Genomic DNA, 25,835 nt, shown 5'->3' with positions numbered 1-25,835 from the left:
ACCCCGTATCCGGGTTAGCGCGGGCGGCAACTGTCCGGGCGATCGCCTGTGGGGATGGGACAACGGTTGACCTCGGCGGATGACATGCCCAGCAAAGCGGTCAATGCACTCGACACCAGGCACACCATCCAGAATATAAAAAAAGCCACGGTGTACACGCCCTGCCGCGAAAGGCCCAGCGGCTGGCCAGACCAGTGCAGGTCACCCGGATCGACCACCGCAAAGACAAGCAGCTCAAGCGCGCAAGCACCCAGGAACGCGGGCCACGCGATCCACATCAGTTTCTGGTTCCACATGGCTGTCTCCGTCTTTAGGGTGGTTCAGCGCTGTCCGGCCGGCGCCGGCGTGGCAGCAGGCGGCGTGGCTGCATGGTTGCGACCCTGCACGGCCGGCATGAGGGATTTTTCCCTCTCTGCGGCGAGCGTTTTGTTGATCTCCATGCCTTGCCGGTAATAGTCCTCGGCCACCAGTGATTCCGGGTTGGCCAGGGCAAGCCAGAGCGTGGCAAAGCCGGCCACCACCACGACAGCGGGACCCGCAATCACCAGCCAGACATAGCCGAATTTCCACCAAGGCGCGGGTGCCGCTTGCGGTGCCTGGGCAATACTCATGCTGTTTTCCTTCATGTTGCTCTCCATCATCGTGGGACAAGGAAAATCGACTTCTCGCTCACATGGCTCTCGCCTGCAACGTCACCGACATTGAACTCGATCGCGTGCGATCCGGGCGCAGCCGACCCGTAGCCGATCTGCAACCGCACCGGCACCCAGCGCGATTCGGCAGGGCCGATATCGACTTCGGACTCCGAAGCCAGCGCCAGGCCTTCCAGGCCGGACGCAGTGATGCGGTACCGCTGCGGCTGCTCGGTGGCATTCATGATCTGCAGCCGATACACATTCTCCAGCTTGCCGCCGGCCACGATGCGCGATAGCGCTGCGCGATCCCTCACCACATCCACTTTCAGCGGCGTACGCTCAAGCAGGCTCCACAAGAGGCCGACGCAAAGCGCCACCAGGATCGCACTGTAGACCAGCACGCGCGGACGCCGCACCCTGCGCCACAGCTGAGACTTGCTCCACTGGCCAGCCATGGCGTTCTGGGTGCTGAAGCGGATCAGGCCGCGCGGGTAATTCATCTTGTCCATCACGGTGTCGCACACGTCGACACAGGCGGCGCAGCCGATGCATTCGTACTGCAGTCCCTCGCGGATGTCGATGCCGGTGGGGCAGACCTGCACGCACAGGGTGCAATCCACACAGGCCCCCAACGCCAGGGTGGACAGGTCGGCCTTGCGCGAGCGGGCGCCGCGCGGCTCGCCGCGAGCCGCGTCATAACTCACGATCAGCGTGTCGCGGTCAAACATGGCGCTCTGGAAGCGCGCGTAGGGGCACATGTATTTACAGACCTGCTCGCGCAGGAAACCGGCGTTGCCGTAAGTGGCAATGGCGTAGAAGTTCACCCAGAACCATTCCCAGGGACCGAACGACAGCGTGAACGCCTCGGCCCACAAAGTCTGGATCGGCGTGAAGTAGCCAACGAAGGTGAAGCCGGTCCATAGCGACAGGGCAATCCACAGGAAGTGCTTGGTCCCCTTTTTCAACAGTTTGCGCGCCGAAGCCGGCTCCGCATCCAGCCGCATGCGCGCGCTGCGGTCACCCTCGACCTTGCGTTCGATCCAAAGGAAAATCTCGGTGTAGACGGTCTGGGGGCAGGTGAACCCGCACCACAGCCGGCCCGCCACCGCCGTGAACAGGAACAGAGACAGCGCGCTGATCACCAGCAGACCTGTCAGATAAATGAAGTCCTGCGGATACAGCACGACGCCGAACAGGTAGAAGCGACGTGCCCCGAGGTCGAACAACACGGCCTGCCGCTGGCCCCATTCCAGCCAAGGCAGGCCATAAAACACCAGCTGTGTCAGGAACACGAAAAACCAGCGCCAGCGGGCGAACAGCCCGGTCACCGAGCGCGGGTACAGCTTTTTCTGCGCCTCGTACAGCGAGACCTCTTCCTCGGGAACAATGGGGATGATCTTGCGGACCGGGGATTCCTGCACGGGATGAACTCTTTCGGTTGTCAGGGGCGCGCGTTCGCGAGCGTCGCGGTCTTGTTGGACAGGCCCCAGACGTAGGCTGACAGCACATGAATCTGCGCTTCGGTCAGCTTGCCCGCCTGGCCAGGCATGGCGTTGACCTTGCCGTTGTTGACCACGCTGACGATCGCCTGTTCACCCCAGCCGTGCAGCCAGATATCGTCGGTGAGGTTGGGCGCACCCAGGGCCTGGTTGCCCTTGCCGTCCATGCCATGACAGGCTGCACAAGCCGTGAACTTGGCCTTGCCGAGCTGGGAACGCAGCGAGTCGTGCGGACTGCCGGACAGGCTGAGCACGTAATGGGCCACGTTCTTCACGTCGTCGGGCGTACCCACGGCCGCGGCCATGGGCGGCATGTTGCCCTGCCGGCCTAGCGTGATGGTCTCGACAAGCTTGGCAGGCGCACCGCCGTGCAGCCAGTCGCCATCGGTCAGATTGGGGAAACTCTTGCTGCCACGTGCGTCCGAACCGTGGCACTGGGCGCAGTTGTTCATGAACAGACGCTCGCCGACTGCCATGGCCGCCGGGTCGCCAGCCAGCACCTCGGCCGGTTTCGCGGTGAACTGCGCATACAGTGGCGCCAGTTCCTTGTTGGCCTTTTCGACCTCGTCGGTATATTCGCCGTGGGTGGTCCAGCCCAGTTCACCCTTGTAGCTGCCCAGGCCGGGATAGGCCACCAGATAACCCAGGGCAAAAATGATGGTCAGCACAAACAGCCACATCCACCAGCGCGGCATGGGGTTGTTCATTTCACGCAGGTCCTCGTCCCAGACGTGGCCCGTGGTGTTGTCGGCGCTGGGGGTGACCTTCTTGCGCGCCGTGATCCAGAGCAACAACAGGCAGGCAAAGATGCTTACCAGGGTGAGGACGGCCACATAGGCCGACCAGAAATTACCGGTGAAATCGCTCATGATCAATCCTGCTCAAACGGGATGCGCGCAGCTTCATCGAAGCGGTCACGGTTGTGGCGGGCATAGGCCCACCAGGCAATGCCCAGAAAGGTGGCGAAGCTGGCCAGCGTGGCCAGGATACGCAGGGTGGTGATGTCCATTGGCATGGTTCCTGTCAGTTGGCAGCGGGTGCTGCAGGTGCAGCCGGCGGGGGCGATGCGCCGGGCGCCGCGGTGGCCGCGCTGCCCGCAACGGTCTTGCCGGCGAAGTTGTTGGTCAGGGCCAGGCCCATGCCTTGCAGATAGGCGACCAGGGCGTCCATTTCGGTTTTTCCCTTGACGTCATCGGCAGACTTGGCGATCTCGGCGTCGGTGTAGGGCACGCCCACCACACGCAGTGCCCGCATGCGCGGCGCCATGTCGGCGGCATCAACCAGGTTCTTCTCCAGCCATGGATAGGCGGGCATGTTGGATTCGGGAACCAGATCGCGCGGGTTGTTCAGGTGGATACGGTGCCATTCGTCGCTGTACTTGCCGCCCACGCGGTGCAGGTCAGGCCCGGTCCGTTTGCTGCCCCACTGGAAGGGGTGGTCGTAGACGAATTCGCCAGCCACCGAATAGTGGCCATAACGCAGCGTCTCGGCGCGGAAGGGCCGGATCATCTGCGAGTGGCAGTTGTAGCAACCCTCGCGGATGTAGACATCGCGTCCGGCCAGTTGCAGCGTGTTGTAGGGCTTGACGCCGGTGACAGGCTCGGTGGTGGACTTCTGGAAGAACAGCGGCACGATCTCGACCAGGCCGCCGACGGCGATAACCAGCACGATCAGCACGATCATCAGGAAGTTGTTGGTTTCAACCTTCTCGTGCGAGAAGCCGGGGGTGGTGTTTTTGCTATCGCTCATGTATGTTTCCTCAGGCGGCTTGCGGCGCTGGCACGGCCACGGTGACGGAGCGGCCATTGGCCACGGTCATCCAGGTGTTCCAGGCCATCACCACCATGCCGAACAGGTACAGCAGGCCGCCAAACACCCGAACGACGTAGAAGGGATAGGTCGCCTTGACCGATTCGACGAAGGTGTAGGTCAGCGTGCCGTCGGCATTGAGGGCGCGCCACATCAGACCCTGCATCACACCGGCGATCCACATCGCGGCGATATAAAACACGATACCAATGGTGGCGGTCCAGAAGTGCACCTCGATCGCCTTGACCGAATACATTTGCTTCTGGCCGAACATGCGCGGAATCAGGTAATACAAGGAGCCCATCGTGATCAGCCCGACCCAGCCAAGAGCGCCGGAGTGCACATGGCCGATGGTCCAGTCCGTGTAATGGCTCAGGGCATTGACAGTCTTGATGGACATCATGGGCCCTTCGAAGGTGCTCATGCCGTAGAAGGACAGCGACACGATCATGAAGCGCAGGATCGGGTCGTCGCGCAGCTTGTGCCAGGCACCCGAGAGGGTCATGATGCCGTTGATCATGCCGCCCCAGCTGGGCGCCAGCAGAATCAGCGAGAACACCATGCCAACCGACTGGGTCCAGTCCGGCAACGCCGTGTAGTGCAGGTGGTGCGGGCCGGCCCACATATAGGTGAAAATCAGCGCCCAGAAGTGGACGATGGACAGGCGGTAGCTGTAAACCGGCCGCTCGGCCTGCTTGGGAATGAAGTAGTACATCATGCCCAGAAAGCCGGTGGTCAGGAAGAAGCCCACTGCGTTGTGGCCATACCACCACTGAATCATTGCATCCTGCACCCCGGCGTAGGCGGAGTAGGACTTCATCCAGCTATAAGGCACCTCGGCGCTGTTGACCACATGCAGCAGGGCAATGGCAAGGATGAAGGCACCAAAAAACCAGTTGGCCACGTAGATGTGGCGCACCTTGCGGATGCCAATGGTGCCGAAGAAGACAATGGCGTAGGACACCCACACCAGCGTGATCAGGATGTCGATGGGCCATTCCAGTTCGGCGTACTCCTTGCCTGAGGTGTAACCCAAAGGCAGACTGATTGCTGCCGCCACAATGACAAGCTGCCAGCCCCAGAAAGTGAACGCGGCCAGTTTGGGGGCGAACAGCGGCACGCTGCAGGTGCGCTGCACCACGTAATAGCTGGTGGCGAACAGGCCGCAACCGCCGAATGCAAAAATCACCGCATTGGTATGCAGCGGCCGCAAGCGGCCATAGCTGAGCCAGGGGATGCCGAAGTTGAGTTCGGGCCAGGCAAGTTGGGAGGCGATGATGACGCCGACCAGCATGCCGACGACGCCCCAGACCACGGCCATCAGGGAAAACTGCCGCACTACCGTGTCGTGGTAGCAAGCAGCGCGAGCTTGTGGTTCGTTCATGAGTCACCTATTGTCAATATGTAAGTAGTGTCTCTTTTGGCATGACCGCGGCGCTTGATGCAAGTCAATCCGATCGAAGAATGCGCTCACCCTCGGCGTCCACGGAGTCAAACTGGCCGCGCCAGACGGCCCAGGCCAACGCAACAATAATTAGCAGCGCCAGTCCGACCGACAGGGGAATCAGCAAAAAAAGAATATCCATGGAGTCATCCTGTTATCCCGGCAGGCGGGCCAGCCGGGCCGAATTGAGTACAACCAGCAGCGAACTGGCGGCCATGCCCAGTCCGGCCAGCCAGGGTGGCATGAAGCCGAGGATGGCCAGGGGCACACACACGGCGTTGTACAGGGCCGCCCACAGCAGGTTCTGGCGCACGATGGTGCGGGTACGGCGCGCATGCTGCAGCAATGCAGACACCGCAGCCAGCTGCCCCCCCAGCACGATAAAGTCGGATTTGGCCTGCGCGAGCGGTACGGCCTGGCCCATGGCGACCGACACATCGGCACAGGCCAGCACCGGCCCGTCGTTCATGCCGTCGCCAACCATGGCAACACGCCGGCCCTGCTGCTGCAACTCGCGCACATGGGCCAGCTTGCCTTCGGGCGTGCGCTGTCCATACGCCTTGTCAATGCCCGCACGCGCAGCCAGGCGCGTGACGGCGGCCAGCAGGTCGCCGGAAAGCAGTTGCACCTGCAGGCCCAAGGCGTGCAGCGCCCCCACCGCCGGCCTGGCGTCGGGCCGCAAGGCCTCGTCCATCTCAAAACTGGCGAGCCAGCCTTGCTCATCCGACAAATGCACCTGCGGGCCGCCCGCGGCCTGGACATCTGGCGACGCCCCGCAAAACGCGGCCGACCCGAGACGCATGACGCGCGGCTTCCCGCCAGTGTCGGCGGCGACATGGCCCTGCAAACCCTGGCCGGAAACTTCGGTGACATCCACAGCAGACCCCGTCACGGTGCCCGCCGCCTGAACCATGGCACGCGACAGAGGATGCAGGGAATGCTGCGCCAGCGCAGCCGCCAGCAACAATGCCTGCGCGGCCGTGGTGCCCTCGCGGGTGCGGCCGACGGTCACCGCGATGCGGTCTTCGGTCAGCGTGCCGGTCTTGTCGAACACCACCGTATCCACCATGGCGCAACTCTCCAGCGCCTCCAGCCGACGCACCAGCACACCCCGCCGCGCCAGGGCGCCGGCAGCGGCCAGTGTCGCGGCCGGCGTGGCCAGCGAGAGCGCGCAGGGACAGGTCACGATCAGCACCGCCACGGCCACGCTGATCGCATGCACCGGGTCGGTCGGCCACCACCAGAGCGCCGCGGCAGCACTGGCCAGCAAAACCAGCAGTACAAAAGGCCCGGCGATGCGGTCGGCGATTCGCGCCAGGCGCGGCTTCTGCACCGAAGCCTGTTCCATCAGCGCCACCATGCCGGCATAACGGGTCTCGCTGCCTGCGCGTTCCACCCGCACCAGCAGCATGCCGCTCAGGTTATGGCTGCCGGCAATGACCGCGCTGCCGACGCGGCGTTGCAGCGGCGTGGACTCGCCGGTGAGCAGCGCTTCATCGACCTGGCTCTCGCCGGCCGTCACCGTGCCGTCGGCCGGAATCACGTCACCGGGCAGCAGGCGGATCAGGTCACCCGGCACAAGACGGCGCACGGCCACACGCTCGAAGGTGCCGTCCGCCCCCTGCCGCTCCACGCCATCGGGCAGGCTGCGCATCAGCGCCTCGAGCGAGCCGGCGGTGCGGTCACGCAGGCGCTGCTCCAGCAGGCGCCCGGAGAGCAGGAAAAACACAAACATGGTGACCGAGTCATACCAGACCTCTGCGCCCCAGCGCGAAGCCGGGTCAAAGGTGGCGGCTGAGCTGGCACCGAACGCAATCAGGATGCCCAGTGCCACCGGCACGTCCATGCCGATACGCCGGTTGCGCAGGTCACGCAGGGCTGAAGAAAAAAACGGCCAGCAGGAAAACAGCACGACCGGCAGCGTCAACACCCAGGACGCCCAGCGCAACAGGCCCTGGGCCTCCGGCGAGATATCGCCCGGCTCGGCGATGTAGGCCGGAAAGGCGTACATCATGACCTGCATCATGCAAAAGCCTGCCACCAGCCAGCGCCAGAGCATCATGCGCTGGGCCTGGATGCGCGGCGCCGCAGCCAGCATGTCGCCGGCGGGCAACGCACCGTAACCGGCCCGCTGCAGCGCGGCCAACCAGGCCGAGGGCCGGCCCTGCCCGGGCGACCAGGCGACGCGGGCCACCGCGCTGGCGCCATTGACCTGCACGTTGTCCACGCCGGGGAGCTTTTGCAGCACCTCCTCTACCGTGAGCGAGCAGGCCGCGCAATGCATGCCCTCGATCGCGAGGTAGGACTCCCACAGGTCCGCGCGACCAGGCAGCGGCCGGCTGAAGCCCTCCCATTCGGCGCGCTCATCCAGAGCGGACCAGCGCATGGCCTGTCGCGCGGCGCCGGTATCGCGGGTGGCAGTGTGCATGGGGCAAGCCTACCGCCCGCCGGTAGCGCCCGCTTGACATGGATCAAGCGCGCCGGACAATCGCCAGCCTAAGCTGCAAGCCTCGCATCAACCTCAGGAGACCCCGCCATGTACAAACGCATCCTCGTCGCCACCGATGGTTCCACACTCTCGAAAAAAGCCGTGCGCAGCGCCATTGATCTGGCCGGCGTCGTGGAGGCCGAACTGGTCGCGCTGTATGTGGTGCCGCGGTACCCGGTCAGCTATTTCGAAGGCGGCATCACGATTTCTACGCAGGACGTGGCCCGCACCGAGAAGCAATGGGCCGACAAGGGCCAAGCCGTGGTGGATGCGGTGCAGCTGCTGGCGCAGGGCGAAGGCCTGAAGGCCAAAGCCGTCATCGCGCGTTCCGACCTGGTGGCCGAGTCCATCATCTCGGCCGCGAAAAAACACAAATGCGACCTCATCGTCATGGCCTCGCATGGCCGCAAGGGCATCAAACGCGTGCTGCTGGGCAGCGAAACCCAGCATGTGCTGACACACAGCAGCGTTCCCGTGCTGGTGTTGCGCTAAACTGGATTCGTAAAATCGGTTTATCCAGCACAAGGAGAAATAATGAAAGTCCTGTTCGCCGCTGACGGCAGCAAATACACCAAAAAAGCCCTGGCTTTTCTCGTCACGCACGAAAGCCTGGCCGGCCCCGAGGATGAAGTGGTGGTGCTCAACGTCCAGCCGCCCGTTCCTCCGCGCGTCAAAGGCATGGTGGGCGCGAGCACCGTCAACGCCTACTACGAGGACGAGGCCAAGAAAGTGCTGGACCCCATCGAGCGTTTCCTCAAGCGGCACAAGCTGAACTACCGCACGCTCTGGGTCGCCGGACCACCAGCGGCTGAAGTGACGCGCGTCGCCAAGCGCGAAAAGGCCCACATGATTGTCATGGGCACGCACGGCCACGGCATCCTCGGCCGCGCCGTCATGGGCAGCGTGGCCCAGCGCGTGGTCACCGATTCGGAAATTCCGGTACTGCTGGTCAAATAGCCTGCAGCAGGCCAGGCCATAACGCGCCGCCAGAAAAAATAAAAAAAGCTGACAGCGTCAGCTTTTTTTCATTGAAGCAAGCGCCTCCTCGCTTCCTGTTTGACAGCCACCGGCGGGGTCATCTCAACCCCTCGGTTTGGCTGGCCTTCAACGTCGGCCCTTCGGTCAAACGTGAGAAGTTTTTCCATCACCACCTGCGTCCACATCGGATAGGTATAGGCCGTGCCTTTGTTATGGTCAATGATGATGCCTGAGCTGGCCTCGCAATGGCGCCTCGTACCAAGCTAAGCCTTGGGCAGCGTCACCCCGACCTGGCCCTGGTACTTCCCACCGCGGTCCTTGTAGCTGACTTCACAGACGTCGTCGGGATCGCTCTCGAAAAACAGCACCTGCGCGCAGCCTTCACCGGCGTAAATCCTGGCGGGCAGCGGCGTGGTGTTGGAGAACTCCAGCGTCACATACCCTTCCCATTCGGGTTCGAACGGCGTGACATTGACGATGATGCCGCAGCGCGCGTAGGTGCTTTTGCCCAGGCAGATGGTCAGCACGTTGCGTGGGATGCGGAAGTACTCCAGCGTGCGGGCCAGCGCAAAGCTGTTGGGCGGGATGATGCAGCTGTCGCCGTGGAAGTCGACAAAACTCTTTTCATCGAAGTTTTTCGGATCGACCACCGTGCTGTGGATGTTGGTGAACACCTTGAACTCGGGCGCACAGCGGATGTCGTAGCCGTAGCTGCTGGTGCCGTAGCTGATGATCTTCCTGCCTTCGCTTTCGCGGATCTGGCCCGGCTCGAAGGGTTCGATCATGCCGGTGGTCTCGGCCATGCGGCGTATCCATTTGTCGCTTTTGATGCTCATTCGGAAGGTTCCTTGCTTTGCCGCCAATTGTAGGCATGCTGTGGCAGGGCCAGGCCGCCATCGGATTTACTATCTATTTGATAGCTGCTTGCGCCCGTAGTTAAAGGGACGACGGCCGATCAGACCGTACATCCTCCACGGTCCGGCTACCCGGCGCTGGCAGCCTGCGAAATCACGGTTTGTTCGACCACGCGGTCGTCGCCCAGCACGATCAGCGCAAACAGCAGCTCGTCCAAGCTGCCGGCCTGCGCCGTCTTGCGCGCCAGCAGCGGGGTCGCCCGCGGGTTGAGCACGAGAAAGTCGGCCTCGCAGCCGGGCAGCAGGTTGCCCACCACGCCTTCCAGGCCCAGCGCCCGCGCCGCGCCTGCGGTGTGCTGCCACCACAACTGCTGCGGCTTGAGCGACACACCGGGCTTGGTCTGCCCTTCCCGGCCCACGTAATACGCGGCGAGCATGGTGTGAAAGGGGCTGAAGCTGGTGCCGCCGCCCACGTCGCTGGCCAGTCCGTACAGAAAACCCGCGCGGTCGGCGGCGGCGTAGTCAAAAAAGCCGCTGCCGAGAAACAGGTTGCTGGTCGGGCTGACGGCCGCGGCCGTGCCGGTGGCCCGCAGCAACGCGCGGTCCTCGTCATCGATGTGGATGCAGTGGGCGTACACGGCGCGCGGACGCAGCAGGCCGAACTGTTCGTACACGCTGAGGTAGCTGCGCGCCTGCGGGTACAGTTCGCGCACCCAGGCGATCTCGTCCTTGTTCTCGGCCACATGCGACTGGATCCAGACATCGGCGTATCGAGCGGCCAGCTCGCCGGCGCCGCGCAGCTGCGCTTCGCTGCAACTGGGAACAAAACGCGGCGTGATCGCGTAACCGATCCGGTCCACGCCGTGCCAGCGCGTGATCAGCGCCTCGGTGTCGAGCAGGCTTTGTTCGGTTTCATCACGCACGCCGTCCGGCGCGTTCTGGTCCATCAACACCTTGCCGGCAATCATGCGCAGGCTTTGCCGCTGCGCCTCGCCGAGCAGTGCATCCACCGATTCCGGGTGCGAGGTGGCAAAGGCCAGCGCCGTCGTGACCCCGTGGCGCAGCAATTCTGCTATAAAAAATGTAGCTGCCTCGGCACTGTAGGTGGGGGCGGAGAAGCGCTTTTCATGCGGAAAGGTGTAGTTCTCCAGCCACGGCAACAGGCCTTCGGCGGGTGACCCGATCACGTCGAGCTGCGGGTAGTGAATGTGCATGTCCACAAAACCGGGCGCGATGATGCGGCCCGGCAGGTGGGTGATGTCCAGACCGGAAAAGCGTGGCGCCAGTGCGCTGTAGCTGCCCACAGCCTGCACGACCTGCCGGCCACCGGCGTCGGGGCCGACCACCAGCAGGCCATCGGTCTCCAGCACGGCTTGCGCCGGCCCGGCAAAGTAGAAAATGGAGGCGCGATAGGCTTTCATGGCTGCAAGAATACTTCAGCGGCCCGCCCGGCCTATAAGCCGGATCCGATAAGGACTATAGGCTCAGCATGCAGCCGTCACCCACCGACTCGCGCCACACACGCACCGAGCTCAAGGCCGGCAGGCGCGGCTGCAGCTGGCCGGCGATGAAACGGCACAGGTTTTCCAGCGTGGCTGGACCGAGGCCCGCCACATCGTCGAGCAGGCGATGGTCCAGCATCTGCCGCAGCTGCTCGAGTTCGCTCCGCACCCTGCCCAGATCCATCACCATCCCGGACCGGGGATCGGGCGGGCCGCTCAGGAAGACTTCGGCGTTGTAGGTATGGCCATGCACGCGCCGGCTGCTGTCGGCTTCGATCTCGCGCTTGAGCGTGTGCGCCGCATCGAAGAAAAACTTCTGACTGATGGTGTAGTTCATCGGATACCCGTGATCTTGTGGGTCTGCAGGCTCAGCCGCCAGGCGGGGCGCTGCATGCACAGGGCAATGCAGGCCTGGGTGTTGTCGTTGCGTTGGGGGTTGTCCATTGGTTGCAGATAGCGCTGCGTGAAGTTGGCTGCTTCCAGCTCCGCCAGGTCAAAGCCGGCCTGCGGCCACACCAGCTTGAGCTCCTGGCCCTCGCGCTGGACCCAGGGCGCGCCGGCCTTGGGGCTCACGCACAGCCAGTCGATGCCGGCGGGGGCGGCAATGGTTCCATTGGTTTCGACGGCAAGCATGAAGCCGCGTGCATGCAGGGCTGCGATCAGCGCCGCATCGAGCTGCAGCAGCGGCTCGCCGCCGGTCAGCACCACCATGCGGTGCCCGGCACCGGTCGGCCACAGCGCTTCGATCTGCCGGGCAAGTGCATCAGCATCTGCAAACTTTCCGCCCAGCGTTCCGTCGGTGCCTACAAAGTCGGTATCGCAAAACCGGCAGACCGCTGCAGCCCGGTCCTGTTCACGACCGGACCACAGGTTGCAGCCGGCGAAGCGGCAAAACACCGCGGGGCGGCCCGCGTTGGCGCCCTCGCCCTGCAGCGTGTAGAAAATCTCCTTGACCTGGTAACTCATGGTGTTTTCGCCAGCTTGCCCACCACGCCCTGCACCAGGAAGTTCATGGCCAGGATCTGCTCGTCCGTGAGCGTCTTGCCCGCCGCCAGCACTTCGCGGCCCTCGTTGTCCAGCAGCGCCGTGCGCGCCCGGAATGGATGCAGCTTGCCGGCAGTAATGTCCTTCTGCCGCGCCAGCACTTCGTCAACCACTTTTTTCGGCACTTTGGGGCCAAAGCTGTCAACGCGAATCATGCCGTCCTTCACACCGCCCCACACCGCGCCGCTTTTCCAGCTGCCGTCCAGCACGGCACGGGCACGGCGGGTGTAGTAGTCGCCCCACTGGTGCGTCACCGCCAGCAGTTGCGCATCGGGCGCCACCTTGCGCATGTCCGAATGGTAGGCAATGGCGAGCTTGCCGCGCTCCTGCGCCGCAGCCATCACGGCGGTGGAGCCGGTATGAAAAGCGATCACTTCCACGCCCTGGTTGAACAGCGTCATCGCCGCTTCGCGTTCGCGCGGCGGATCAAACCACGCGCCCAGCCAGACCACCTTGACGCTCGCCCGCGGATTGACCGAACGCATGCCCAGCGTGAAGGCGTTGATGCCCTGGATCACCTCGGGAATGGCAAAACCCGCGACGTAACCGGCGCTGCTGGCCATCCGGCCCGCGGCAATCCCGGCCAGGTAGCGGCCTTCGTAATAACGTGCATTGGCCACCGCCACGTTCGGCGCGGTCTTGTAACCGGTGATGGACTCGAATTTCACGTCCGGAAAGTCCTTCGCCACCCTCAGCGTCGGCTCCATGTAGCCAAAGCTGGGCGTGAAGATGAGCCGGTGGCCCTGGCTGGCCAGGTCGCGGATCACGCGCTCGGCATCGGCGCCTTCGGGGACGTTTTCGACATAGGTGGTTTTGACCCGGTCGCCGAGCGCCGCCTCGACGGCCTTGCGGGCGTCGTCATGCTGGCGCACCCAGCCGGCGTCGGTCAGCGGCGCCACATAAACGAAGCCGATCTTCAGGGGCTCCTTCGCAGGCGCCGCAGCTTGGGAAAAAACGGGCGAAATAAAACAGGCGGCCGCGAGCGCGGCAGCGAGGTTTTTGTACATGGTGGTCCTCTACATGGCCCCGGAAAAACAAAAACACCAGCGCGCCGGGACAGCACGCGGGTGAAGCGCTATTTTAGCGGGTCGATTGTCCAGCCTCCGATAACGCTCTTTACCAGCAGGGCCGCGGATCTGGCTCTGCCAGTCCGCAGGCGCAGCGGCCCCCTCGGGGGCAGGGAGTTACGCGAAGCGAACGACCGTGGGGGCTCCATATCCATGGGGCTAGTAAGCAATACAGGCAATGTCCCACAACGCGTCCTGGAAGGAGCCGTCCCGCACGGCCTCCCATTTGCGCGGCAACGGATCCTTGAACACTGCCTGGCCGTGGCCCATGCGTTCGGACAGCAGCGCCACCGAGAGCAGGCGCATGCGCTGGCCCTTGCAGTCGAATTCGCTGTGGTGCAGACGCGAGAAATAGCCCTTTTCGTCGGTGATCTGCACCAGCTGGTAATCCATCAGCCACCACATCCTGACCATGCCGCCCTTGCCGCGCAGGGTGGTGCGGTCGATGTAGGTGACCACCACCGGATCGATCATGACCGGCGTCCATTGCGCGGCAGCGCCGACACTCAGGCTCATCAGGGCAAGGACGGTGATCAGGCGTTTCATGGGTGCTGCTCAGGCGATGGAAGGTATCCTGCCGCAATGCGGCGAACCGTCCTGCACGCACGGTAGCACACCGACGGCGCCCACCCGCCCCGAAACGACGATAATCAACCGGGAAACAGAGCCCTTTCGCCGGGCAGCCGGAGCGACAACCAGGAAAGCCAGCGACTATGCGGGACAGCGACGTTTACCAACTCACCTCCAAGGGCCAGCAGGAACTGCGGAGCGGTGCGACCACACTGCCGCCCGCGGAAATTGAGCTGCTGATCCGCATCGACGGCATCCTGAGCTTCGCCCAAATCAAGGCGGGCATGCCAGCCGTCGCCGCCGAGACGTTCTCGGACACCTTCCAGAGCCTGCTGCAGCGCGGGCTGCTGGCGCAGGCAGAGGCCGATCCCTTTACCGAACAGTTCAACATCCAGCTCAACCAGTTCGCCCTGTCCAATGCCGAGGCCGAGGCCGACTCGGGCGCCGTTTCCCTCAAGAAGGCCGGCTATTACGTCAGCATCGCGCGCGGCCGCGGACCAGCCCGCAAGCTGGCGCCCGGAGAGATGCTGTCGGCCATCGTGGTGGACGACGAGCCCATGCTCGCCAAGTTCATCCAGACCTATCTCTCCTTCGAAGGCTTCCAGGTCCGGCTGGCGGGCAACCGCGCGGAAGTGGTGGCCGAATTCCGCAAGCCCCCGATTCCCGACCTGATTCTCCTCGACGTGATGCTGCCCGACGCCGACGGTTTTGACATCCTGCTTCGGCTGCGCCAGCACCCGGCCCTGAAAAACGTCCCGGTCATCATGCTGACCGGCAAGGCCACACGCGAGTCCGTGATCAAGGGCCTGGCCGGCGGCGCCGACGGTTATGTCACCAAACCTTTCGAGGCCGACGCGCTGATGCGCGCGGTCAGGACCGTGGTGGGTCTGCCGGAAAACCCGGCCGCCTCCAGCGAACCGGCCAGCCCCTGGGTCAACCGGGACGCCAAGTCCTGAGCTGCAAGCGCCCGGGGGCCAGGGCCTGTTAACAGGCCTAGCGAAAATTCTCGAAACAGGCGGCCAGCCGCTCCATGTGGCCGCGTTTGGCCGCTGCCTCGGCGAAGCTGGCGTCGAAACTGTTGCGCGCCAGCGTCCAGGCATGCTGCGCCTCCATGCCGGTGGCCCCAAAGGTCTGCGTGAAATTCTCGTTCATGTAGCCGCCGAAATAGGCCGGGTCGTCGGAGTTGACGGTCGCGGCCAGCCCGGCATCGAGCAACTGGCGCAGGTTGTGACGGGCCAAGTCCGGGAACACACACAGCTTGAGGTTGGACAGCGGGCACACCGTCAGGGCGATGCGGTCTTTGGCCAGGCGCTGCATCAGCGACGGGTCTTTGGCCGACTGCACGCCATGGTCGATGCGTTCGACCTTGAGCAAGTCCAGGGCCGTCCAGATGTATGCCGGCGGGCCCTCCTCGCCCGCATGGGCCACCAGGTGCAGCCCGAGTTCGCGGCAGCGCGCAAACACACGGGCAAACTTTTCGGGCGGGTTGCCGACCTCGCCGGAGTCCAGCCCCACGCCGATGATCAGGTCGCGCCAAGGCAGCGCCTGCTCCAGCGTCTCGAAAGCTTCTTCTTCGCTGAGGTGGCGCAGGAAACACAGGATCAGCGCGGCGCTGATGCCCAGTTCGGCCTGCGCATCGACACAGGCGCGGTGCAGGCCCTTGATCACGGTTTCCATGCTGATCCCGCGCGCCGTGTGGGTCTGCGGGTCAAAGAATATTTCGGTGTGGATCACGTTGTCCTGCGCGGCCCGCAGCAGGTAGGCCCGTGTCATGTCGTAGAAATCCTGCTCGGTGATCAGCACGCTGGCGCCGGCGTAATAGATGTCCAGGAAGCTCTGCAGGTTGGTAAACGCGTAGGCACTGCGCAGTTCGTCCACGCTGGCGTACGGCAGCTGGATACCGTTGCGCTGCGCAAGCGCAAAAATCAACTCGGGCTCGAGCGAGCCTTCGATGTGGATGTGCAGCTCGGCCTTGGGCATCAGGCGCAGCAGCTCGGGCAATCTCTCGGGGGAGACAGGTCGGACGGAATTCATGTCGGCTCCAGAAACGAAAAAAGCTGCCTAAAGGCAGCTGGGACCCTCACCCCTGCCCTCTCCCTGGGGAGAGGGAGAGGGAGCAAGGCATCAGTTGCCCGGGACTTTGCCTTCCACGCCCTTGACGTAAGACTTCAGGCCACCGAGAAACTTGTCGTCGGCCACGGCGTCCTTGGCCACCAGTTCCTTGCCGGTGTTGTCCATGATGGGGCCTTTCCAGATCGAGAAGCTGCCATCCTTGAGGCCTGCCTTGATCTCGTCGATGCGTTTCTTGGTGTCATCGGGCACGTCAGCGGCAATCGACACCATGTCGATGGCGCCCTCCTTCACGCCCCACCAGGCCTGGCCGGTCGCCCACTTGCCTTCAAGCGCGTCGCGCGTGGCCTTGATGTAGTACGGGCCCCAGTTGATCACGGCCGAACCGAGGTGGGCCTTGGGGCCGTAGGCGGTCATGTCCGAATCCCAGCCGAAAGCGCGCTTGTTCATCTTCTCGGCGGTCTGCAGCACGGCCGACGAGTCGGTGTTCTGGAACAGGACGTCGGCGCCGCCGTTGATCAGCGCGGTGGCCGCTTCGGTTTCCTTCGGCGGGTTGAACCACTCGTTGACCCAGACCACCTTGGTCTTGACCTTGGGGTTGACCGACTGCGCGCCCAGCGTGAAGCTGTTGATGTTGCGCACCACCTCGGGAATCGGCACCGAGCCGACCACGCCCAGCGTGCCGGTCTTGCTCATCTTGCCGGCGATCACGCCGGCCATGTAGGCGCCTTCGTAGGTGCGGCTGTCATAGGTACGCAGGTTGTCCGCGGTCTTGTAGCCGGTGGCATGTTCGAACTTGACGTCCTTGAAGTCGGCAGCCACCTTGAGCATGGGTTCCATGTAGCCGAAGGTCGTGCCGAAGATCAGCTTGTTGCCCTGGCTGGCCATGTCGCGGATCACGCGTTCGGCATCGGCCGACTCGGGGACTTTTTCGACGAAGCTGGTGACCACCTTGTCGCCAAATTCCTTCTCGATCGCCTTGCGGCCGTTGTCGTGCGCAAAGGTCCAGCCGCCGTCGCCGACGGGTCCGATGTAGGCAAAGGCAATCTTCAAAGGTTCCACCTTGGCCGGCGCCGGTGCGGCCACAGGCGCGGGCGCCGGTGCAGGTGCGACCTCTTCCTTCTTGCCGCACCCGATGAGGGCGGCGGAAGCGACTGCCGAAAGGGCAGCCAGCTTGAGCAGTGAGCGTTTTTGTAGGTCAGTCATGTCATCTCCTGTAACGACGGTTGCGGTTAACGGTGGGCGAGGTGGCAAACCCCAGATTATGGGCCGGGAACATCATGAACCGGGGTAGAAAGGCTTTCCAATCGAAGTCGGCATGTTCAGCCTGATCCAGCGCGGGTTGCGCGAGATCAGCACCAGCACCACGATGGTCGCCAGGTAGGGCAGCATGGTCAGGAACTGGGGCGGCACATCCACGCCCAGCCCCTGCAGGTGAAACTGCAGCATGGTCACGCCGCCGAACAGGTAAGCACCAAGCAACACCCGTGCCGGGCGCCAGGTGGCAAAGGTGGTCAGGGCCAGCGCAATCCAGCCCTTGCCGGCAATCATGCCTTCGACCCACAGCGGCGTGTAGACCACCGAGACATAGGCACCGGCCAGACCGCACAGCGCGCCACCGGCCACCACGGCCGCCAGGCGGATGCGCCGCACCGGGTAGCCAAGTGCGTGCGCCGACTCCGGGCTCTCACCGACCGAGCGCAGCACCAGACCGGCGCGGGTGCGGTACAAAAACCAGATCAGCCCGGCCGTGAGCACCATGGCCAGGTAGACCATGGGGTGCTGACGAAACAGCGCCGGCCCGACAAAAGGCAGGTCGCCGAGCCAGGGCAAGGCGTACTGGCCCTGCTCGGGGAGCTTCTCCTGCACGTACTTGATGCCGGCAAAGGCCGAGAAACCCGCACCAAACAGGCTCAGCGCGAGCCCGGTCGCGTACTGGTTGGTGTTGAGCCAGATCACCAGCGCGCCGAAGATGGCGGCGAGCAAGGCACCGGCCGCCATGCCGGCGGCAAAACCGAGCCAGATGTTGCCGCTGTGCACCACGGCGGCAAAGCCGGCAATCGCGGCGCACAACATCATGCCTTCGGCGCCCAAATTGACGATGCCGGCTTTTTCATTGATCAGCAGGCCCAGCGAAGCAATCGCCAGCACGGTGCCGGCGCTCAGGGTCGCCGCCAGCAGCAAGGCGTAGGAGTCCATCAGCGGGCGCCTTTCATGACGGGTTTGACGCGGCCCGTCCAGCGCACGCGGTAGGCAATCAGCGTGTCGCAGGCCAGCAGGCTGAACAGCAAGAGGCCCTGGAACACCCCGGTCAGCGACTTGGGCAGGCCCAGGCGCGACTGGGCCAGTTCGCCGCCGATGTAGAACATGCTCATCAGGATCGCTGAAAACACCATGCCGGCCGGGTGCAGCCGCCCGACAAAGGCCACGATGATCGCGGCAAAGCCGTAACCAGCCGGCACATAAGGCGTGAGCTGGCCAATCGGGCCGGCCACCTCCAGCGCGCCGGCCAGCCCGGCCGCCCCACCCGAGGTCAGCAGCGCCACCCACAAGGCCTTGCGCGACGAAAAGCCGGCGTAACGCGCCGCGGCGGGCGCCAGGCCGCCCACCTGCTGGGCAAAACCGGCGCGGGTGCGAAACAGGAAAAGCCACAAGGCCAGCGCGCCGGCCAGACCAATCAACAGGCCGATGCTGACCCGCGAGCCCTGCATCAGCCGCGGGATCTGCGTCACCGCCTCGAAGGTTTTGGTCTGCGGAAAGTTATAGCCCTGCGGGTCTTTCCAGGGGCCGAACACCAGGTAGCTGAGCACCATGTCGGCCACATAAACCAGCATCAGGCTGACCAGGATTTCATTGGCGTTGAAGCGGTCACGCAGCAGCGCCGTGATGCCGGCCCAGGCCATGCCGCCCAAAACACCAGCCGCGATGATGGCCGGCACGATCCAGGGCCCGGTGGTTTTGTCGGCCAGCAGCGCCACGCCGCCGGCCGCCACCGCGCCGATGACAAACTGGCCCTCGGCGCCGATGTTCCAGACGTTGGAGCGAAAACACACGGCCAGGCCCAGCGCAATGATCAGCAGCGGTGTCGCCTTGACCATCAGCTCGCTCAGCGCATACGGCGACTTGACCGGTTCCCAGAAAAAGATCTGCAGGCCGCGCACCGGGTCCTTGCCCAGCGCGGCAAACAGCAACACGCCGATCACCACCGTGATCAGCAACGCCAGCAGCGGCGAGCCCAGGCTCCACCATCGCGAGGGCTGCGGCCGGGCTTCAAGCTTGAGCATGGCTGGCCCCCGATGAATTTTCCGTTCGCACTGAGGCTTCGTTCCACAATCCGCTCATCCACTGCCCGACCAGCGCCACCGTCGCGTCGGCGCGCGGCAGGGCCGGCGAGATCTGCCCCTTGGCCATCACGTAGAGGCGGTCGCAGATGTCGAACAGTTCTTCGAGCTCTTCGCTGACCACCAGCACCGCGCAGCCGTTGTCGCGCAGCTTGAGCAGTTCGCCGCGGATTTGCGCCGAGGCGCCCACGTCCACACCCCAGGTCGGCTGCGAAACAATCAGCAGGGTGGGTTGGGCCTCGATCTCGCGGCCGACCAGGAATTTCTGCAGGTTGCCTCCCGACAGCGACTGCGCCGCCGCCTGCGGGCCGCCAGCCTTGACCTGGTAGCGCTGGATGATGCCGGCCGCCTGCGCCTGCAGGGCACCGAGCCGCAGCCAGCCGCCGCGGCCCACGGCATCGCTTCGCGTGAGCAGCAGGTTGTGCGCCAGGCTCAGCGTCGGCACGGCGCCGCGCCCCAGCCGCTCTTCCGGCAGGAAATGCAGGCCGCGCGCACGGCGCTGCATGGGGCCGAGCCGGCCCACGCCCTGCCCCGCAACCTGGATGCTGTCGCCCGCCGAACGGATGTCTTCACCCGACAGCGCATACAGCAGCTCCTTCTGGCCGTTGCCCGAGACGCCGGCAATGCCGACCACCTCGCCGGCGCGCACCGTCAGTGCAATGTGCTGCAGGTCCACGCCAAACTGGTCTTCCCGCGCCAGGCTCAGGTCGCGCACTTCCAGCACCACGGCGCCGGCGGGCTGCTCGCGGTGCTCCAGTGCCGGCGGCTCGGCGCCAATCATCAGTCGGCTCAGCGAGGCGTTGGACTCCTGGCGCGGATCACAGACGCCGGTGACCTTGCCGCCGCGCAGCACCGTGCAGGCTGTGCACAGCGCGCGGATCTCGTGCAGCTTGTGGCTGATGTACAAAATGCTGCAGCCGCGCGCGGCCAGCTGGCGCAAGGTGACAAACAGGTTGTCCACCGCCTGCGGCGTCAGCACCGAGGTCGGCTCGTCAAGAATCAGGAGTTTCGGGTCGGTCAGCAGCGAACGGACAATTTCCACGCGCTGGCGCTCGCCAACACCCAGCGTGTGCACCGGCCGCGTGGGTTCGAGCTGCAGGCCGTATTCCTGCGTGGTGGCGATGATGCGGCGCGACACCTCGGCCAGGCTCAGGCTTTTGCCCAGGCCGAGCCAGACGTTTTCAGCGACGGTCAGCGTGTCGAACAGGCTGAAGTGCTGGAACACCATGGCGATGCCCAGCGCCCGCGCCTCCTGCGGGTTGCGGATCACCACGCTGCGGCCGTCGACCTCGACCCGGCCGGCGTCGGGCTTGACCGCGCCGTAGATGATTTTCATCAACGTCGATTTGCCGGCGCCGTTTTCGCCGAGCACCGCGTGAATCTCGCCGGGCAACACCGACAGCGAGACATCGCTGTTGGCGACCACCGCCGGGTAGGCCTTGGTGATGCCGGTGAGCCGCAGGCGCGGCGCGGCAGAGGAAGGCGGGTCTGGAGGGACGGTGGAAGCGGACATTGTCTCTTGGTTTTTATATGTTTTAAGGCTCTAGCCCTTGTGCATCAAGCGCAAGCAGCTATTCTTTTCGTAGCGCCGCAGCCACCGTCTTGACACGGTCGCGCAGCCATTTGGCCGACGCCGAGGCATGGGTGCGCTCATGCCAGAGCTGGTAATACATCATGCGGGGGAAGTCTACCGGGCAAGGCAGGATCTTCAGCGGCAGTGCCCCTGTGTAACGCTCGCAGTACTGGCGGCCGGTGGTCAGCACCAGCAGGCTGGAGGCCACCATGGCGGGAATCAGGCCGAAATGCGGGCAGCGCACCGTGATGTTGCGCTGCAGGCCCAGCTTGTCCAGGTGCTCATCAATCACGCCCTTGGCGCCCGGGTGGGTGGGCGTCGGCGCCACGTGTTCGGCGGCCAGCCAGCTCGCGCTGTCCCAGCCGCGGCGTGCCGCCGGGTGGTCTTTGGCCACCAGGCACACCACCTCGTCGCCAAACAGGCGCGCCATGTGCAGGTCGTCGGGCGGCGCCGGCCAGTTGCCGACCACGATGTCGACCTCGCCCTGCGCCAGCCGCGTGCGGTAGTCCGACTCGCCCGACAGCGGGTGAATGTCCACATGGCACAGCGGCGCCAGGTTCTTGATCTGCGCCACGAGCTGCGGCAAAAACAGCGGGTCCATGTAGTCGCTGCAGGCCAGGCTGAAGGTGCTGGTGGCGGTGGCCGGGTCAAAGCCGCGTGCATCGCTGAACAGCACCTCGGCCGCCCGGAGAATACGCGCCGAGGGGTCGATCATGCGCAGGCCGGCGTCGGTGGGCACCATGCCGGCGCCCGAACGCACCAGCAGCGGATCACCCGCCAGTTCGCGCAGGCGCTTGAGCGCGGCGCTGACGGCGGGTTGGTACATTCCCAGGCGGATGGCGGCGCGCGAAACGCTGCGTTCGGTCAGCACGGTGTTCAAGACCCTTATGAGATGGAGGTCTATCTTGTCGAATAAGGCCTGGTCTTTCATACCTTTTTGTGCATCGGCTTGATATGGCGATGGATATACCCGCATCGCGCGATTGGGTTTACCCTAGTAAATATGGACATTCAATCGCCTCTTAAAACCGTTCAATTCATCCGGGGTGGCGAGGTGGTCGCGCTCGCCAATGTACCACCCAGCCGCACGCTGCTGGAGGTGCTGCGCGAGGACCTGGGGTGCACCGGCACCAAGGAAGGCTGCGGCGAGGGCGACTGCGGCGCCTGCACCGTGGTGGTCGGCGAGGCCGACGGCGGACGCATCCGTTACCGGGCGGTCAACAGCTGCATCAAGCTGGCGCATTCGGTGGACGGCCAGGCGCTGTGGACGGTGGAAGACCTGGCCGCCGCCGACGGCACGCTGCACCCGGCGCAGGAGGCGATGGTGCAGTGTCATGGCTCCCAATGCGGCTTCTGCACCCCCGGTTTTGTCATGAGCCTGTTCGGCATGTACCAGAATCATGTAAGCAAAGGCCAGGCCATCACGCGCGAGCTGGCGCAGCAGGACCTGTCGGGCAACCTGTGCCGCTGCACCGGTTACCGGCCGATTTTTGACGCTGCGCAGCAGATGGCGGCCTTGCCCGCCGTGCAGGTCAACGAGGCCGAATTGCTATCAAAATTGGAGCTGCTTGCGCAGACCCGGCAAGGACTGGAGGCCGATTTTTCTTATAACGCGCCGCAGACGCTGGCTGAACTTCTGGCCGCCCGCGCCGCCCACCCCGACGCCCAGCTCGTCGCGGGCTGCACCGACGTCGGACTCTGGGTGACCAAAATGCACATGCAGTTCGGCCAGGTACTGGACGTCACGCGGGTGGAAGAACTCCGGCGGGTCGAGCATGACGAGCACCACGTCGCCATCGGCGCGGCCGTCACGCTCAGCGACGCCTTTGCCGCGCTGGTGGCCGACCGGCCGCAACTGCAGGCCTTTGCCCATCGCTTTGCCGGCCTGCCGGTGCGCAACGCCGGCACCCTGGGCGGCAACGTGGCCAACGGTTCGCCGATTGGCGACTCGATGCCGCTGCTGATTGCACTGGGGGCGAATGTCGTGCTGATGAGTGTGCGCGGCCACCGCGAGCTGCCGCTGGAAAGTCTCTACACCGGCTACCGCAAGAATGTGATGGCCAAAGACGAGGTGCTGGCCTGGGTCAAGGTGCCCCGGCCGGTGCGCCCTCACCCCAGCCCTCTCCCGGCGGGAGAGGGAGAAAAACCAGGCGCTCCTGCTCCCTCGCCCCTTTGGGGAGAGGGCTGGGGTGAGGGGCAGGAGTTGCTGCGGGTTTACAAAATCTCCAAACGTTACGACGACGACATCTCGGCCGTTTGCCTCGCACTGAACCTGCAGATAAACGACGGCAAGGTGGTGAAAGCCTCGGTAGGCGCGGGCGGTGTCGCCGCCACGCCGGTGCGCGCTTCGCACACCGAAGCCGCACTCACCGGCCGCCCCTGGTCACAGGAAACCGTGCGGCAGGCCATCACCACCCTGCGCACCGAGTTTTCGCCGATCTCCGACATGCGCGCGTCCGGCGCCTACCGCAGCGAAGTGCTGGGCAATCTGCTGCAGCGCTTCTGGCTGGAGAGCCAGGGCCTGCAGCAGATCAACCTGGAATCCTTTGTCCTGGTGGAGGAATCGTCATGAACGCCCGGGAAAAGAACCACAACGAAGGCCCGGTCACCCGCGCCGACAACCCGACCGTGCCCGTGGTCACCCTGCCGCCCGTGGCGGCTCCCGCCGCAGCGACCAAACCGGCCCGCGGCGCCGCCGGCCACTCGCACAAACACGAAAGCGCGCGCGCGCAGGTGGCCGGTGCCGCGACCTATGTGGACGACATCCTGGAGGCGCGCGGCACCCTGTACGCGGCGCCCATCCTCTCGACCGTCGCCCACGGCCGGCTGCTCGGTGTGGATGCCGCCGCCGCGCTGGCCATGCCCGGCGTGCGTGACGTGGTCCTGGCCGGTGACATTCCGGGCGACCCGCTGCTGGCCACTTTTGTGCATGACGAACCGGTGTTTGCGACCGACACCGTCGAGCACATCGGCCAGGTTATCGGCCTGGTGGTCGCAAGCTCGGTGATGCAGGCGCGCAGGGCGGCGCGCAAGGTAAGCCTCGAGATCGAGGAACTGCCGGCCATCCTGAAGGTGCGCGATGCGCTGAAAGCTGAAAACTATGTGTTGCCGCCGGTGTTTGTGAAACGCGGCGACGCGGCGCAGGCGCTGGCCTCGGCACCGCACCTGCTTTCCGGCCAGCTCGAGGTCGGCGGCCAAGAGCACTTCTACCTCGAAGGCCAGATCGCCTACGTGCTGCCGCAGGAGCAAAACCAGTGGCTGGTGTATTCGAGCACCCAGCACCCGGGCGAGGTGCAGCACTGGGTCTCGCATGCGCTGGGCATCAGCAACCATGCGGTGCGTGTCGAATGCCGGCGCATGGGCGGCGGCTTTGGCGGCAAGGAAACGCAGGCCGGGCACCTGGCCGTGTGGGCCGCGATCGCCGCGAACAAACTCAAGTGCCCGATCAAGCTGCGGCTGGACCGCGACGACGACTTCATGGTCACCGGCAAGCGCCACCCCTTTGCCTACGACTACAGCGTGGGTTTCGACGACACGGGCCGCCTGCACGGCCTCAAACTCATGATGGCGGCCAACTGCGGCTTCAGCGCCGATTTGAGCGGCCCGGTGGCCGACCGAGCGATTTTCCATACCGACAACGCCTATTTTCTCGAAGACGTGGAGATCGCCTCTTACCGCTGCAAGACCAACACGCAAAGCCACACGGCGTTTCGCGGCTTCGGCGGGCCGCAGGGTATGGTGCTGATCGAAACCATTCTCGGCGACATCGCGCGGCATCTGGGCCTGGACCCGCTCGATGTGCGCAAGCGCAACCTCTATGGTGTGGACGACAGGAACACCACCCACTACCAGATGAAGGTCGAAGACAACATCCTCGACCCCCTGCTATCAAAACTGGAGCTGTCCGCGCAGTACCGGAGACGGCGCAAGGCCATTTCGACATGGAACGCCAAGAGCCCGGTGATCAAGCGCGGCATCGCGATCACACCGGTCAAGTTCGGCATTTCCTTCACCGCCACCTTGTTCAACCAGGCCGGCGCGCTGGTGCATGTCTACACCGATGGCAGCGTGCAGGTCAACCACGGCGGCACCGAGATGGGCCAGGGCCTGAACACCAAGGTGGCGCAAATTGTTGCCGACGAACTCGGCGTGGCCTTCGAAGACGTGCTGGCCACCGCCAGCGACACCAGCAAGATACCGAACGCCTCGGCTACCGCCGCCTCGGCCGGCACCGACCTCAACGCCCGCGCCGCGCAGTATGCCGCGCGCCATGTGCGTGACAACCTGGCGCAGTTTGTGGCCGGGCTGGACGGCTGCGGCGCCGGCGCCGTGTCTTTCGCCGGCGGCGCGATCATGTCGCCCAAGGCCAGCCGGCCTTTCCCGGAAGTGGTGCGCATGGCTTACGCCAACCGCATCCAGCTCTGGAGCGACGGCTTCTATCGCACGCCGAAAATCCACTACGACAAGACCACGCTGACCGGCCGGCCGTTTTATTACTTCGCCTACGGCGCCGCCTGCAGCGAGGTCGCCATCGACACGCTCACAGGTGAAAGCCGCGTGCTCAAGGTCGACATCCTGCACGACGTCGGCACCAGCATCAACCCGGCCATCGACATCGGCCAGATCGAAGGCGGTTTTGTGCAGGGCATGGGCTGGCTGACCACCGAACAGCTGGTGTGGAACGACAAAGGTTTGCTGAGCACCCACGCGCCCAGCACCTACAAGATCCCGGCGACTGGCGACATCCCCGAACACTTCAAAATTGATCTTTGGCCCGAGCCGAATCGCGAGGACAACGTGTTCGGCAGCAAGGCCGTCGGCGAGCCGCCTTTCATGCTGGCGATCAGCGTGCTGGAGGCGCTGAAGGAAGCGGTGGCAGCGGCCCGGCCGGGTGCGGTGAGCCTGGTGGCACCGGCGACGGCCGAACATGTGCTGCGGGCACTCCAAGGCTAGAACAGTCA

General features: G+C 64.6%; 26 protein-coding genes. 5 read left to right on the top strand and 21 right to left on the bottom strand.

The window, feature by feature from the left end:
* Positions 1 to 14: 14 nt before the first annotated feature.
* The 9 genes from B7G52_RS00725 to B7G52_RS00685 form a co-directional block, all read right to left on the bottom strand.
* The gene (locus tag B7G52_RS00725; RefSeq protein ID WP_096695521.1) at positions 15 to 296 is read right to left on the bottom strand and encodes a hypothetical protein; all 282 of its coding nucleotides are present in this window, start codon (positions 294 to 296) and stop codon (positions 15 to 17) included.
* A 24-nt stretch (positions 297 to 320) separates the two neighbouring features.
* Positions 321 to 611 (bottom strand): FixH family protein, encoded by a 291-nt coding sequence (locus B7G52_RS00720; RefSeq protein WP_240523264.1) that lies wholly within the window; start codon positions 609 to 611, stop codon positions 321 to 323.
* Positions 612 to 637: 26 nt separating this feature from the next.
* Positions 638 to 2,056, bottom strand: a complete 1,419-nt coding sequence (gene ccoG, locus B7G52_RS00715) for a cytochrome c oxidase accessory protein CcoG (protein ID WP_096695520.1) — start codon at positions 2,054 to 2,056, stop codon at positions 638 to 640.
* Positions 2,057 to 2,076: 20 nt separating this feature from the next.
* Positions 2,077 to 3,003 (bottom strand): cytochrome-c oxidase, cbb3-type subunit III, encoded by a 927-nt coding sequence (ccoP, locus tag B7G52_RS00710; RefSeq protein ID WP_096695519.1) that lies wholly within the window; start codon positions 3,001 to 3,003, stop codon positions 2,077 to 2,079.
* Between the two features lie 2 nt (positions 3,004 to 3,005).
* On the bottom strand, positions 3,006 to 3,143 hold the full coding sequence (locus tag B7G52_RS00705; protein WP_096663174.1) for a CcoQ/FixQ family Cbb3-type cytochrome c oxidase assembly chaperone: 138 nt from the start codon (positions 3,141 to 3,143) through the stop codon (positions 3,006 to 3,008).
* 14 nt (positions 3,144 to 3,157) lie between these two features.
* Positions 3,158 to 3,883 (bottom strand): cytochrome-c oxidase, cbb3-type subunit II, encoded by a 726-nt coding sequence (gene ccoO, locus B7G52_RS00700; protein ID WP_096695518.1) that lies wholly within the window; start codon positions 3,881 to 3,883, stop codon positions 3,158 to 3,160.
* 10 nt (positions 3,884 to 3,893) lie between these two features.
* Complete coding sequence (gene ccoN / locus B7G52_RS00695) at positions 3,894 to 5,327, bottom strand: cytochrome-c oxidase, cbb3-type subunit I (RefSeq protein ID WP_096695517.1); 1,434 nt, start codon at positions 5,325 to 5,327, stop codon at positions 3,894 to 3,896.
* A gap of 64 nt (positions 5,328 to 5,391) precedes the next feature.
* The gene (ccoS, locus tag B7G52_RS00690) at positions 5,392 to 5,529 is read right to left on the bottom strand and encodes a cbb3-type cytochrome oxidase assembly protein CcoS (RefSeq protein ID WP_096663165.1); all 138 of its coding nucleotides are present in this window, start codon (positions 5,527 to 5,529) and stop codon (positions 5,392 to 5,394) included.
* A gap of 12 nt (positions 5,530 to 5,541) precedes the next feature.
* On the bottom strand, positions 5,542 to 7,815 hold the full coding sequence (locus B7G52_RS00685) for a cation-translocating P-type ATPase (protein ID WP_170954645.1): 2,274 nt from the start codon (positions 7,813 to 7,815) through the stop codon (positions 5,542 to 5,544).
* Positions 7,816 to 7,923: 108 nt separating this feature from the next.
* On the opposite strand from B7G52_RS00685, the gene B7G52_RS00680 reads away from it, so the two are divergent.
* Positions 7,924 to 8,367 carry a universal stress protein gene (locus B7G52_RS00680; protein ID WP_096695516.1) on the top strand — a complete coding sequence of 148 codons (444 nt, stop codon included), beginning with the start codon at positions 7,924 to 7,926 and terminating at the stop codon, positions 8,365 to 8,367.
* 42 nt (positions 8,368 to 8,409) lie between these two features.
* Positions 8,410 to 8,832 carry a universal stress protein gene (locus B7G52_RS00675; RefSeq protein WP_096695515.1) on the top strand — a complete coding sequence of 141 codons (423 nt, stop codon included), beginning with the start codon at positions 8,410 to 8,412 and terminating at the stop codon, positions 8,830 to 8,832.
* A 284-nt stretch (positions 8,833 to 9,116) separates the two neighbouring features.
* Here the strand turns inward: B7G52_RS00675 and dcd are convergent, their stop codons facing one another.
* The 6 genes from dcd to B7G52_RS00645 all read right to left on the bottom strand — a co-directional run bounded on the left by dcd (position 9,117) and on the right by B7G52_RS00645 (position 13,866).
* Positions 9,117 to 9,689, bottom strand: a complete 573-nt coding sequence (gene dcd, locus B7G52_RS00670; protein ID WP_096663150.1) for a dCTP deaminase — start codon at positions 9,687 to 9,689, stop codon at positions 9,117 to 9,119.
* 146 nt (positions 9,690 to 9,835) lie between these two features.
* Positions 9,836 to 11,128: a guanine deaminase gene (gene guaD, locus B7G52_RS00665; RefSeq protein WP_096695514.1), complete on the bottom strand. Its 1,293-nt coding sequence runs from the start codon at positions 11,126 to 11,128 to the stop codon at positions 9,836 to 9,838.
* Positions 11,129 to 11,183: 55 nt separating this feature from the next.
* On the bottom strand, positions 11,184 to 11,546 hold the full coding sequence (locus B7G52_RS00660; RefSeq protein WP_096695513.1) for a 6-carboxytetrahydropterin synthase: 363 nt from the start codon (positions 11,544 to 11,546) through the stop codon (positions 11,184 to 11,186).
* Complete coding sequence (gene queE / locus B7G52_RS00655) at positions 11,543 to 12,175, bottom strand: 7-carboxy-7-deazaguanine synthase (protein ID WP_096695512.1); 633 nt, start codon at positions 12,173 to 12,175, stop codon at positions 11,543 to 11,545. The genes B7G52_RS00660 and queE overlap by 4 nt, the downstream gene beginning before the upstream one ends.
* On the bottom strand, positions 12,172 to 13,260 hold the full coding sequence (locus B7G52_RS00650) for a BMP family ABC transporter substrate-binding protein (RefSeq protein ID WP_096695511.1): 1,089 nt from the start codon (positions 13,258 to 13,260) through the stop codon (positions 12,172 to 12,174). The genes queE and B7G52_RS00650 overlap by 4 nt, the downstream gene beginning before the upstream one ends.
* A gap of 219 nt (positions 13,261 to 13,479) precedes the next feature.
* Positions 13,480 to 13,866, bottom strand: a complete 387-nt coding sequence (locus tag B7G52_RS00645; RefSeq protein WP_096695510.1) for a surface-adhesin E family protein — start codon at positions 13,864 to 13,866, stop codon at positions 13,480 to 13,482.
* 167 nt (positions 13,867 to 14,033) lie between these two features.
* On the opposite strand from B7G52_RS00645, the gene B7G52_RS00640 reads away from it, so the two are divergent.
* Positions 14,034 to 14,846, top strand: a complete 813-nt coding sequence (locus B7G52_RS00640) for a response regulator transcription factor (protein WP_096695509.1) — start codon at positions 14,034 to 14,036, stop codon at positions 14,844 to 14,846.
* 37 nt (positions 14,847 to 14,883) lie between these two features.
* On the opposite strand, the gene B7G52_RS00635 is transcribed toward B7G52_RS00640, so the two are convergent.
* The 6 genes from B7G52_RS00635 to B7G52_RS00610 form a co-directional block, all read right to left on the bottom strand.
* A complete protein-coding gene (locus B7G52_RS00635; protein WP_096695508.1) occupies positions 14,884 to 15,924 on the bottom strand; it encodes an adenosine deaminase in 1,041 nt (346 codons plus the stop codon).
* A gap of 90 nt (positions 15,925 to 16,014) precedes the next feature.
* Positions 16,015 to 17,166, bottom strand: coding sequence for a BMP family ABC transporter substrate-binding protein (locus tag B7G52_RS00630; protein ID WP_096695507.1), 1,152 nt, complete (start codon positions 17,164 to 17,166; stop codon positions 16,015 to 16,017).
* A gap of 72 nt (positions 17,167 to 17,238) precedes the next feature.
* Entirely contained in the window at positions 17,239 to 18,159 is a 921-nt protein-coding gene (locus tag B7G52_RS00625) for an ABC transporter permease (RefSeq protein WP_096695506.1), read from the bottom strand.
* Positions 18,159 to 19,244: an ABC transporter permease gene (locus B7G52_RS00620; RefSeq protein WP_096695505.1), complete on the bottom strand. Its 1,086-nt coding sequence runs from the start codon at positions 19,242 to 19,244 to the stop codon at positions 18,159 to 18,161. Before B7G52_RS00620 ends, B7G52_RS00625 begins: the two co-directional genes overlap by 1 nt.
* Positions 19,231 to 20,814, bottom strand: a complete 1,584-nt coding sequence (locus B7G52_RS00615) for an ABC transporter ATP-binding protein (RefSeq protein WP_096695504.1) — start codon at positions 20,812 to 20,814, stop codon at positions 19,231 to 19,233. The genes B7G52_RS00620 and B7G52_RS00615 overlap by 14 nt, the downstream gene beginning before the upstream one ends.
* A 58-nt stretch (positions 20,815 to 20,872) precedes the next feature.
* The gene (locus B7G52_RS00610) at positions 20,873 to 21,805 is read right to left on the bottom strand and encodes a LysR family transcriptional regulator (RefSeq protein ID WP_096695503.1); all 933 of its coding nucleotides are present in this window, start codon (positions 21,803 to 21,805) and stop codon (positions 20,873 to 20,875) included.
* A 72-nt stretch (positions 21,806 to 21,877) separates the two neighbouring features.
* Here B7G52_RS00610 and B7G52_RS00605 point away from each other — a divergent pair, with 72 nt between their 5' ends.
* Both B7G52_RS00605 and xdhB read left to right on the top strand, forming a co-directional pair.
* The gene (locus tag B7G52_RS00605; RefSeq protein WP_096695502.1) at positions 21,878 to 23,446 is read left to right on the top strand and encodes a xanthine dehydrogenase small subunit; all 1,569 of its coding nucleotides are present in this window, start codon (positions 21,878 to 21,880) and stop codon (positions 23,444 to 23,446) included.
* Entirely contained in the window at positions 23,443 to 25,827 is a 2,385-nt protein-coding gene (gene xdhB, locus B7G52_RS00600) for a xanthine dehydrogenase molybdopterin binding subunit (protein WP_096695501.1), read from the top strand. The genes B7G52_RS00605 and xdhB overlap by 4 nt, the downstream gene beginning before the upstream one ends.
* Positions 25,828 to 25,835: the final 8 nt, after the last annotated feature.

The organism is Polaromonas sp. AER18D-145 (genome assembly GCF_002379095.1).
Lineage (GTDB): Bacteria > Pseudomonadota > Gammaproteobacteria > Burkholderiales > Burkholderiaceae_C > Polaromonas.
The sequence above is the reverse complement of the archived record's forward strand: the minus strand, read 5'-3'. Positions and strand labels throughout refer to the sequence as shown.

Coding starts and splice junctions, on each gene's coding strand:
- xdhB (WP_096695501.1), top strand. CDS start 23,443: ATGAACGCCCGGGAAAAGAACCACAACGAAGGCCCGGTCACCCGCGCC.
- B7G52_RS00650 (WP_096695511.1), bottom strand. CDS start 13,260: ATGTACAAAAACCTCGCTGCCGCGCTCGCGGCCGCCTGTTTTATTTCG.
- B7G52_RS00635 (WP_096695508.1), bottom strand. CDS start 15,924: ATGAATTCCGTCCGACCTGTCTCCCCCGAGAGATTGCCCGAGCTGCTG.
- guaD (WP_096695514.1), bottom strand. CDS start 11,128: ATGAAAGCCTATCGCGCCTCCATTTTCTACTTTGCCGGGCCGGCGCAA.
- B7G52_RS00705 (WP_096663174.1), bottom strand. CDS start 3,143: ATGGACATCACCACCCTGCGTATCCTGGCCACGCTGGCCAGCTTCGCC.
- B7G52_RS00720 (WP_240523264.1), bottom strand. CDS start 611: ATGAGTATTGCCCAGGCACCGCAAGCGGCACCCGCGCCTTGGTGGAAA.
- ccoN (WP_096695517.1), bottom strand. CDS start 5,327: ATGAACGAACCACAAGCTCGCGCTGCTTGCTACCACGACACGGTAGTG.
- queE (WP_096695512.1), bottom strand. CDS start 12,175: ATGAGTTACCAGGTCAAGGAGATTTTCTACACGCTGCAGGGCGAGGGC.
- B7G52_RS00680 (WP_096695516.1), top strand. CDS start 7,924: ATGTACAAACGCATCCTCGTCGCCACCGATGGTTCCACACTCTCGAAA.
- B7G52_RS00725 (WP_096695521.1), bottom strand. CDS start 296: ATGTGGAACCAGAAACTGATGTGGATCGCGTGGCCCGCGTTCCTGGGT.
- B7G52_RS00630 (WP_096695507.1), bottom strand. CDS start 17,166: ATGACTGACCTACAAAAACGCTCACTGCTCAAGCTGGCTGCCCTTTCG.
- ccoP (WP_096695519.1), bottom strand. CDS start 3,003: ATGAGCGATTTCACCGGTAATTTCTGGTCGGCCTATGTGGCCGTCCTC.
- B7G52_RS00675 (WP_096695515.1), top strand. CDS start 8,410: ATGAAAGTCCTGTTCGCCGCTGACGGCAGCAAATACACCAAAAAAGCC.
- B7G52_RS00610 (WP_096695503.1), bottom strand. CDS start 21,805: ATGAAAGACCAGGCCTTATTCGACAAGATAGACCTCCATCTCATAAGG.
- B7G52_RS00685 (WP_170954645.1), bottom strand. CDS start 7,815: ATGCACACTGCCACCCGCGATACCGGCGCCGCGCGACAGGCCATGCGC.
- B7G52_RS00625 (WP_096695506.1), bottom strand. CDS start 18,159: ATGGACTCCTACGCCTTGCTGCTGGCGGCGACCCTGAGCGCCGGCACC.
- dcd (WP_096663150.1), bottom strand. CDS start 9,689: ATGAGCATCAAAAGCGACAAATGGATACGCCGCATGGCCGAGACCACC.
- ccoS (WP_096663165.1), bottom strand. CDS start 5,529: ATGGATATTCTTTTTTTGCTGATTCCCCTGTCGGTCGGACTGGCGCTG.
- B7G52_RS00605 (WP_096695502.1), top strand. CDS start 21,878: ATGGACATTCAATCGCCTCTTAAAACCGTTCAATTCATCCGGGGTGGC.
- B7G52_RS00660 (WP_096695513.1), bottom strand. CDS start 11,546: ATGAACTACACCATCAGTCAGAAGTTTTTCTTCGATGCGGCGCACACG.
- ccoO (WP_096695518.1), bottom strand. CDS start 3,883: ATGAGCGATAGCAAAAACACCACCCCCGGCTTCTCGCACGAGAAGGTT.
- B7G52_RS00615 (WP_096695504.1), bottom strand. CDS start 20,814: ATGTCCGCTTCCACCGTCCCTCCAGACCCGCCTTCCTCTGCCGCGCCG.
- B7G52_RS00645 (WP_096695510.1), bottom strand. CDS start 13,866: ATGAAACGCCTGATCACCGTCCTTGCCCTGATGAGCCTGAGTGTCGGC.
- B7G52_RS00620 (WP_096695505.1), bottom strand. CDS start 19,244: ATGCTCAAGCTTGAAGCCCGGCCGCAGCCCTCGCGATGGTGGAGCCTG.
- B7G52_RS00640 (WP_096695509.1), top strand. CDS start 14,034: ATGCGGGACAGCGACGTTTACCAACTCACCTCCAAGGGCCAGCAGGAA.